This is a genomic window from Rhodocytophaga aerolata (genome assembly GCF_030503435.1).
In the GTDB taxonomy this organism is placed as follows: Bacteria; Bacteroidota; Bacteroidia; order Cytophagales; family 172606-1; genus Rhodocytophaga; species Rhodocytophaga aerolata.
The window spans coordinates 60,635-69,798 of the sequence record NZ_JAUKPO010000036.1 but is presented as its reverse complement, the minus strand read 5'-3'; the positions used below and the strand labels follow the sequence as shown (position 1 = coordinate 69,798).

Here is a 9,164-nt window from a genome sequence, read left to right as displayed (position 1 = left end):
GGGATGGTTGAGAAATATTGGGCATAGCCTACCTGGTTCAGGTACTTATGCCCTGAAATCAATAGAAATCAGCATGAATAAAATAACCGGGAGTTTCGTTAAGGCAAACTATATGTTGGGAACGCCCATATATACTTCAATTACCCGTGGAGTTACGGACACAATCCGGATGGCGCCATAGAAATTTTTATTTTCTTCTATCAGTTCAATTCTGTACAGGAAAATATCTCCGGCCTGATAACTAGCTTCCATTTCGATGGAACTTTGCCAGTTAGTTTCAAACAGTTGTGGTCTTTCTTTTACCCAACCTTCGATGGTTTTGATGGAGTAAGCAGTTTTATAAAAGTATACTGGTTTCATGCTCACGTCTCTATGATCTAGTTCTTCCCACATTGTCACTGCTGCTTCTAGCTTGTTATGGTGGTAAAGAGAAAAATCGGCAGAAAGGGTGTTTTGCGGATGCGTATTATTCAGATAGTAAATACTGTGCAAAGCGCCATTGCTTGTTTTCATAACTGTCGGTATCTTCTCTGGATTTGTACCTGCCGCATAGACAGGCCAGGTGATTTTCCAGGCAAGGCATTTCATGGTAGCAAAAAGCGGGTTTGAAGGAATAAAGGTTTGCTTGATAATAGTAGGATATGGCACCTCCTGTTCATTGGGTGCCTTATAACCGCCTATACTTCCGTTTCCCTGATCAGCAATGGTGGTGTTTGCCAGGGGCTTCACTTCCTGATGTGTAAAAACATCTTCCTGGCAACCAGAAAAAGCAATTACGAATACAGAACAAAAAAAATAAAATGTTACTAATTTTAAGTTATACATGATTGAAAAGGGGTTTGTTGTTACCTGCTTTACTCAAGGCTATTGGGCTTGTACCTTGTGATGACAAAGGTAAAAGGAACAGGTTTTTAGCAGTAACACGGATCTCCCATTGTATAGCGTTTGTGTAACATTCAGTGGTTGTTCACCTATATTTTGAATTAAATATCTGATTATAAGAAACTTATCATTCAACCCAGGTGAACATATAAAAGCAGATTTATGCAGGTTGCTTTGCATACTCGGATGGAAGCACGCCGAATTGCTCTTTAAAGCATTTAGAAAAATAAGAAAGATGGTTAAATCCAGACTGGTAGGCAGCCTCTGCTATCTGGATGCCGGGTTGCCTGAGCAGATGGGCGGCTTTTTTGAGCCGGATAGAACGAATAAAATCATTTGCGGACTGATTGGTTAAGGCTTTTAGTTTACGATGAAGTTGCATCCGGCTCATGCCTATTTCTTTTTGGAGCACTTCTACCGAAAAACTTTCATCCTGGATGTGTGCTTCCACAATGTGGATTATCCGCTCTATAAATGCTGCTTGCCGGTCAGGAACAGCGGCAGGTTGCGGCATCAACCCCTGGCTGTATTTTTTCTGTAAGAGGCTGCGCTGGGTAAGCAAGCTGCTGATCCCGGCCATCAGTTCGCCTATGACAAAAGGTTTCACCAGGTATTGTTCAGCTCCTCCCAGAAACCCTTCCGTTTTAGAGGCCACATCGTCTTTGGCTGTGAGCATAACCACCGGAATATGACTGGTGAGCTCATCTTCTTTCAAATGCCGGGTAAGCGTGACGCCATCCATTACAGGCATCATAATATCGGTAATGATCAGATCGGGTATAATTTTTCTGGCAAGCGTTAGGGCCTCATCCCCTTGGTTGGCCAGCACAACCTGATAACTTTTGGCTAATTGCTGCTGAAGGTAGTGCCTGAGCTCGGCATGGTCTTCTACCAGCAAAATAGTCGGTTTCGCCTCTGAAGCAGCGCTGGTTTCTTCCATAGGCAGGTGGCCTATATGCGCTACTTGCAGGATAGTTTCGTTTAATCCGAGGCTAGTGGGCGTTTCTGCCTGAGGCAGAGAATCTACCAACACTTGCTCATAGGCCAGGGGTAGTTTTACTATAAACGAACTGCCCTTGGTATAGCTGCTATCCAGATGAATAGAACCCTTGCATAACTCTACCAGTTCTTTGGTAAGTGCCAGGCCAATGCCTGTACCTTCAAAAGCCCTGGTTTGCGAACTGTCAATCTGGTAAAAACGGTCGAAAATTTTCGATTGCAGGTGCTCCGGAATGCCAAGTCCTGTATCCGCAACAGTAATCTTTAGCAGATGTCCGGGTTCTATGGCCGCATGAATAGATACTTCGCCGCCAGGAGGCGTAAACTTGATAGCATTAGATAACAGGTTATAGACAATCTTTTCCAGTTTATCCGGGTCAAACGGAACGATCAGTTGCTGGTCTTCCAGGGTAATGTGGTAGGTTATTTGTTTACTTTCTGCCAAGGCTACAAATAGATTTGCCGTGCTGGAGAGAAATTGAATAATGTTTCCTTTTTTCAGGTTCATTTCCAGCATGCCTACTTCGGCTTTGGCCAGGTCCAGCAGTTGATTCACCAGCCGCAACAAGCGGTGGGCATTCCGTTCCATCATCACCATTTCCTGAAAAGAAATTTCTTCTTCTTTTTTTTGAAGCGGAGCCATTATCAGATGAAGGGGCGTGCGGAACTCATGCGAAATATTAGCAAAAAACTGCGATTTCATTGCGTCTAGTTTTTTTATATGTTCGGCTTCCAGTTGCATTTTTTGCGCTTCCTTTGCCTGTTCTTCTGCCTGTGCCTTTGCTATTTTACTACTGCAAATGGCAGCTATGGTTTGCAAGGCTTCCAGGTGATGGGGCTTAAAAAAGCCTTTTTCGGGATGCTCAGAATCTATCACCCCGATTACTTTGTCTTCAAAAAATATGGGCACGGCCAGCTCAGCAGACCGCTGCTCATCATCTACAATGTAGCGGGCATCCTGGGAAGTATCCTGTATCATTTCTGCCTTCCCTGACAAAGCTACACTGCCCACTATGCCCTGCCCAAGCGGTATCACAATGGGCGATAAGATGGCGTATTCGTCCGGGTTTTTGGTTCCATATGCTGCTTTTTGTACCAGTGCGTGTTGCTGCTCATCCACTAAGTAGATAACACAATCTACAAGTCCTAGGCGGGAAATACAATTTTTGGCGATATCCCATAGAATTTCATCTACCGTATTTTTACCGTAGAGAGAGGTAGCAAAATAATGGATAATCTCGTCTATGCTCTGCCGGATTTGCAGGTTTTGCGAAAGATGGTATTGCTCGTTTTCCAGAGATAGTTTCAGGTTGAGCTGTTGTAATTTATAGCGGTTGAAAAGCAAAAAAGCAATGAGTCCACCCATTAGTAATACGATACTTAAGCCGAGAATGAACATATCTTTAAGCTTTAACGAGGTTTGCTGGGTGGCCAGGCGAAGGTTTTGCAGGCTTATTTCTTTTTCTTTTTGCTCTGTCTGATACCTGGCCTGCATGTCGGAGATCTTTGCCCGTAAATCAGCTGACTGCAAGCTGTCATCGAGTTGTGTATAGGCTTTTTGAACGGCCAGGGCTTTTTCAGTCTGTCCAAGGGCAGCATAGAGCAGGGGTAAACTACCCAGGGCATTTTTCTTTAATCTTCTTGAATCTATCGTTTGGGCTAGTTCCAATGCTTTTTCTGCATAGGTTAAAGCTTTCATAAACTCTCCGCGCTCGGCATACAGGCTGCTAAACTCCAGGTACGAAATACTCATGTTGCGCTGGTTGTTATTCTTCCGATCAATAGATAGAGATTTCTCATAATAAGAAAGGGCTTTACTGTATTCTTTTCTGCTGCGGTAAATCATCCCTATGTTGTGGAACGTGTTGCCCATGCCTACCTCATTTTTTTGTTTGGTATCAATTTCCAGGGATTTCAGGTGATACTTTAAAGCTTCTTCATAGCTGTGTGTATCAAAATACACATTGCCCATATTTCCATAGATAGCCGCTTGCTGGGGCAGATATGTGTGTTCTTTGGCAATATGCTCTGCCAGCAGGTACGATTGGATGCTTTCTTTATAAAGATTGAGGTAGCGGTTGATTACCCCCAGCGTAATATACATACTACATATTTCCTTCGGCTCATTTTGTTGCTGGAAAATAGTAAGTGCCTGGTTGGCAGAGGCGAGCGCTTCCGGGTAATCTCCTTTTTCGGCATAAATACGGGCTAATACTTTATGTGCTTTAGCCTGCCCGAAAATGTTTGCCTCTTGCCGGGCATATTTTAAGGCTGCACTGGCTAGCACTAGGGCTTGTTCTGGCTGTGAACTCAGGATTTCTTGTGCTTTACCTAGCTGTGCCTCCAGGCTATCGGGTAAAGCGGTGACTTGTGCAGGCAATGCATCCAACGAAATAAAAAGGAAGCATAGGAAGAAAATACAGGCAGGCTTCATATAGGATAGTCAGCTAGCGGTGGACAGAATGAAGAAGCAGAAAAGACTGTTTAGCGTATGTGCTTTTTTTGCTCAATATACTATAAATGCTTGAAAGACATCACATTAATTTATTTATAGGCTTCTTTTTACCTTTTCCCCTTTAATAATCTACCTGGAACAGGGTATGTGCAGACTTACACTAGCCGGGGCGTATACAATTGAATGTACATAATCTGCGGCTTGTGTACCAAAGATATCATACAGGAAAGGCTAAGATTTTTTGTTACAGCTATGGATGCGCTGCAAAAGAACTGGTACTTTTCTGAGTATGGTACATGTAGGATTTATGGCAGGCTATTGTAGGGGCTGCGCTGTTCAGGCAGGCAAATAAGGCTGAAAAATGGAGGGGACACCAGCCATGCCTGTACATGCAAAAGAGCGGCAATCAATTTCCTGGAGGGGATGCTTGAACTGCCGCTCTTTTAAGAGCTTTCTACCAAGTTAGCTATGATGCAAAAATGTGGGTTTCCCCCTTTTCTCTGTATCATCTCAGGTAAGTGAGCAAAAAGTGTTCTATACTCTTTGACAAGTACGAGGCACTTTTATATGCCTTCCCGGTAAGAAGACCTTATTGCTTTGGGTAGATAGGCCTTTAGCCAATTTGCCTCAATCCACACTTTCCCAGTTTTTAAAATTGCAGAGGTTACTCTTTATTTCAATCATTGGTAGAGGCAGATTCCTACAGCTAAGCAGGCTTGAAACCTTGAACTAAAAAGCTTGTATCTTTCCGCTGACAACTAGATAAATATCGAAATTAATTTTCTCAGATGCAAGCATTATCGCAGTTTTTTTCAATGTAATTCACCCGTTTCCTGAGCTTACTTTGCCCTAGCTGGTAACCCAAAAATCTACCTTCCAGCTAACTTCAGCCAAGACAGTTCATGGGTAGAATGGTGTATAACTTTGGCTATAATAGTACTGATAATGGTCACAGCTAAACAGCAGCGTGACATTAGGCGTCAGCTATGAGTATTGGCTGCCCGCTGATTGTTTTTAGCCGATGTTGGCAACCGTTTTTTTCTAAGGGCAATTAGTAAGAATATCATCTAGCTTTGGGTCCTGTTCATTTCTATACGCCCAAAATTCAAATCCATTCACATCTTTATTACTTAGCAATGCCCTCTTTAAGGCACAATAGTCTGAAAGACTGTTATTAACTTCAATCCATACTGATCCTACTTTTTCTAAATTTTGTAGTCCGTCTAAGCTTGTTAGGCTTTGATTACTTGTAATCTCTAATACTGTACCTATTTCTTTTAAGAACTTCAAGCCGGAAAGACTTTCTAGATTTTTATTAGCATCTATTTTTGTAGACGCTCCAATCTTTACTAATTTGTCCATTCCTTCCAAGGAGATTAAAGCATTATTGTTGTTTACAACAAATTCTCCACTTATCACTTCTAAATTGCTAAGCCCATCCATAGACCTCAAACTAGGGTTGTTGGAGATATTCAAAGCACCATAAGGAGTATGGGAACTCATTGCAGCATCGCCAATATGTTTTAATTTTTCTAATCCTTTAAAGGAAGTTAGTCCCGGATTTTGCCAAATGAAAACATACCAGCCAACTTTTTTAAGGCTATTAAATTCAAGAGCTGTTAACTGAGAATTGCCATTTTCAATAACTCGTAGCCTACCTTTAATTTCTCTTATTTTGCTGAGTGCTTTAACAGATTGCAAACTTGGGTTTGATTCTATATCTAAACTTTCTTCAATCACTTCCAGATTATTCAACCCTTCTAGATCGGCCAAAGCAGCATTGTTACCAATGGATAAAGAACCTAAGCTATTAATGCCCTCTAGCCCCTTTAGAGATCTCAAAGAATTATTGGACGAAATCACTGCCCCCTGTCCGACTTTCTTGAGGTTGGCAAGCCCCTGCAGGGATTCAAGTCCACTATTCTCATAAAAGCTCAAAAAGCTACCTACCTCTTGTAAATTAGAAAGCGCTATCTCTTTTAGTCTGTCGTTTCCCCTTATGTGCAAGTTTCCACCGACTAAAGCAAGATTGTCTAGACCTATCAATGTTTCCAACTGTGAATTTGTACGAATATGTACATACTTTGAGACCTTGATAATATTGTTTAAACCGCTTAAATCATAAATATCTGTAGCCCTATGTTCATTTGTATCATTCCCAATAACCAATCTTCCTTGGATGCTTATTTGCTTTTTATTCCGATTGACTTTGACAAATTCATTTACTTCTACCTGACTTTTTAATACGACATCTCCATTGTATGAATAATTATCCAATATTTCCTCCCTTTTACAGGCTATAAATAAAAAGAAAATTACTAGGTAAATTAATTTTTTCATTAGTAGTATCTATGGTTGCCAACGGAACATGACTAACTGACGCCGAGCCTAGTTGCTGTGGGTCTGCGCCTGAGCAGGCCGGTGGAAAGCTTAGTTAATGTTAGCACACGTCCTTATTTCTTTCATTTAAATCATCTAAGTATTCTTGGGCAACCAATTTGATATCTGCATCAAAGTGTCGTAAACATTCCTTAATGATCTCCCATGCAGTTTGATTGTCTTTAGCGAGCCATCTTAAGTTAGTTAATGTTTTCTCAACCATGTCAGTAAAGTCGCCATACTTCTTATTATAAGAAGTGTTTGCCCATTGCTCTTTTCTATAATCAAATCTGCATACGCTAGCCAATAATTGTATCATTGTTTCTTTATTTACTTCAGCAATCTCTGGGTGATTGAAGAGTATATCTTGTATCTTGTAAATTATCCAGCTTCTTTTATATGCTTCTTCTTTGTCTACTTGCTCCATCCCCTCTAACATTCTATCTAGTAAATCACAGAATAGTTCATTAATTATTAAGTCTTCTATTTTATTCTCTAAAGGATTAAGCATGGTTATCACAATCATCCAAAAGCAAATCTTATCATAATCCTTCTCATCAATGGACTCTTTCAAATCACTAACTAAATATTTACTAAAACTCGCCTTATCCTCATTATAAATCTTCTCAAATTCATTATGGTGATCGTATGAAAGTTTGTCTATATAGAGTTGTTCTATTTTTTCTATATACATATCATCCTAATAAAATATTTTGATGTGTGCTAACATGTGTATACACACAACTTCATCAATCAAGTTAGGTGTATTTTTTTATATCTACTACTTCCTGCCGGGCTTTTCAAACAGGATTTTATAGTGTAGCCTATAGATTGAATGCCGTAATTCAGGCAAGGGAAGCCTCCTTTGTTGGCACTAACAAAGGTGCTTCCCTCCCATCCTTTTCTACTCTCTTTTGCTCTACCGCTAATTGGAATCCATCAATTCAGGCCCGTTTAGAGTTATTCCAAGCCTGTGTCTAGTCTATCCGTGTATTGATTCTTCGTATAAAATAAGCTCCCTAGTCACAGGTTTACGTAAACCGTTACCCCGTGTATGTTCGTGGATACTTATGAATACACACCTACAGCACCAACTATATTTGTAATCTGGTGGTCAAGAAAAGAGTAAGCTACCCGGATGCAAAGGTGGGCACACGTTCATTTTATCAACTCATGAAAGGCTTTAGTGTATATTCTTTCCGGCACTGCAATCATGCACTGGAATGTACCTTGTAGAATGGTCCGGTAAACAAAGGAAAGTAGGTCTTTTAAACAAAGTCCTGCGCTTGCCCGCCTGCTACCTTTGTCTTACCAAAAACACATAAACCATGAGACAAACGAATTATCAAGGAGCCTTACAGAATCCGGTAGGGTCAGGGTTTAACACCACCTCCACGGCCAGTGATGTGATCAAAGGTATTGACCTGACAGGCAAAATTGCCATTGTGACCGGGGGTAATACAGGCATTGGCCTGGAAACAACCAGGGTTCTTGCCGCAGCCGGAGCCACGGTCATAGTACCCTCCAGAGACATGGAGAAAGCAAAAAAGAATCTGCAAGGTATGCCTAATATAGAATTAGACTCAATGGATCTGATAGAACCTGCCTCCATTGATGGGTTTGCTGAAAAATTTTTAGCTTCCGGCAGACCGCTTCATCTGCTGATCAACAATGCGGGCATTATGTGGGTGCCCTTACGCAGGAACAGCCGCGGCATGGAATCGCAGCTGGCCATTAACTACCTGGGGCAGTTTCAACTGGTGGCCCGACTATGGCCGGCACTCAAAAAAGCCAATGGGGCAAGAGTTATTAATGTCTCTTCCCAAGGACATCAATTTGCACCTTTCCATTTCGATGACCCCCATTTTCTTCATCGCCAGTATGACACGCTACAAGCCTACGGGCAATCTAAAACGGCGAGTAATCTATTTGCCCTTGAGCTGGACAATCGCAGCAAAGCCTTTGGCATCAGGGCTTCCTCCCTGCATCCGGGTTCTATCGGCGGAACGGAACTGGGCAGGGAAGCACCCCTGGAGTTGTTTCAGCAAATGGGCTTTTTGGATGCAGAAGGAAACATGTTGCCGGAAGTATTGGCTTCACTCAAAACTATTCCTCAGGGTGCTGCTACTACGGTTTGGGCGGCTACCAGTCCCTTGCTCAACAACATCGGAGGCGTGTACTGCGAAGATGCAGAAGTTGCCACAATAGCCACCTCACCGGGCACAGGTGGCGTTATGGCCTATTCACTGGATGAAGCGAATGCAAAACGTTTGTGGCACTTAAGTGAGCAACTGACGGGCATCCCATTTGAGACTACCTGATTTTCTGTATATTAAGTAAGCAGCCCGATGTACTTTTACTAGCAAAAGAGGTACTTGTTAAAAATGATACATGGAATTTTATTCTTCCCATTCGCTTAAATAGTAATTTAGTAAACGGCAGAAGCACA

The 9,164-nt window shown here is 41.8% G+C and carries 5 protein-coding genes; 1 reads left to right on the top strand and 4 read right to left on the bottom strand.

Going from position 1 to position 9,164, the window contains the following annotated elements; translation table 11 throughout:
* Positions 1 to 108: 108 nt before the first annotated feature.
* From Q0590_RS31350 to Q0590_RS31335, 4 genes are all read right to left on the bottom strand, one after another.
* Positions 109 to 825, bottom strand: coding sequence for a hypothetical protein (locus Q0590_RS31350; RefSeq protein WP_302041610.1), 717 nt, complete (start codon positions 823 to 825; stop codon positions 109 to 111).
* Between the two features lie 217 nt (positions 826 to 1,042).
* A complete protein-coding gene (locus Q0590_RS31345; protein ID WP_302041609.1) occupies positions 1,043 to 4,315 on the bottom strand; it encodes a hybrid sensor histidine kinase/response regulator transcription factor in 3,273 nt (1,090 codons plus the stop codon).
* A gap of 1,062 nt (positions 4,316 to 5,377) precedes the next feature.
* Positions 5,378 to 6,676, bottom strand: a complete 1,299-nt coding sequence (locus tag Q0590_RS31340; RefSeq protein ID WP_302041608.1) for a hypothetical protein — start codon at positions 6,674 to 6,676, stop codon at positions 5,378 to 5,380.
* 100 nt (positions 6,677 to 6,776) lie between these two features.
* Positions 6,777 to 7,409, bottom strand: a complete 633-nt coding sequence (locus tag Q0590_RS31335; RefSeq protein WP_302041607.1) for a hypothetical protein — start codon at positions 7,407 to 7,409, stop codon at positions 6,777 to 6,779.
* 634 nt (positions 7,410 to 8,043) lie between these two features.
* Between Q0590_RS31335 and Q0590_RS31330 the strand changes: the two genes are divergently transcribed.
* Positions 8,044 to 9,036 (top strand): SDR family NAD(P)-dependent oxidoreductase, encoded by a 993-nt coding sequence (locus Q0590_RS31330; RefSeq protein ID WP_302041606.1) that lies wholly within the window; start codon positions 8,044 to 8,046, stop codon positions 9,034 to 9,036.
* The last annotated feature ends 128 nt before the right edge of the window (positions 9,037 to 9,164 follow it).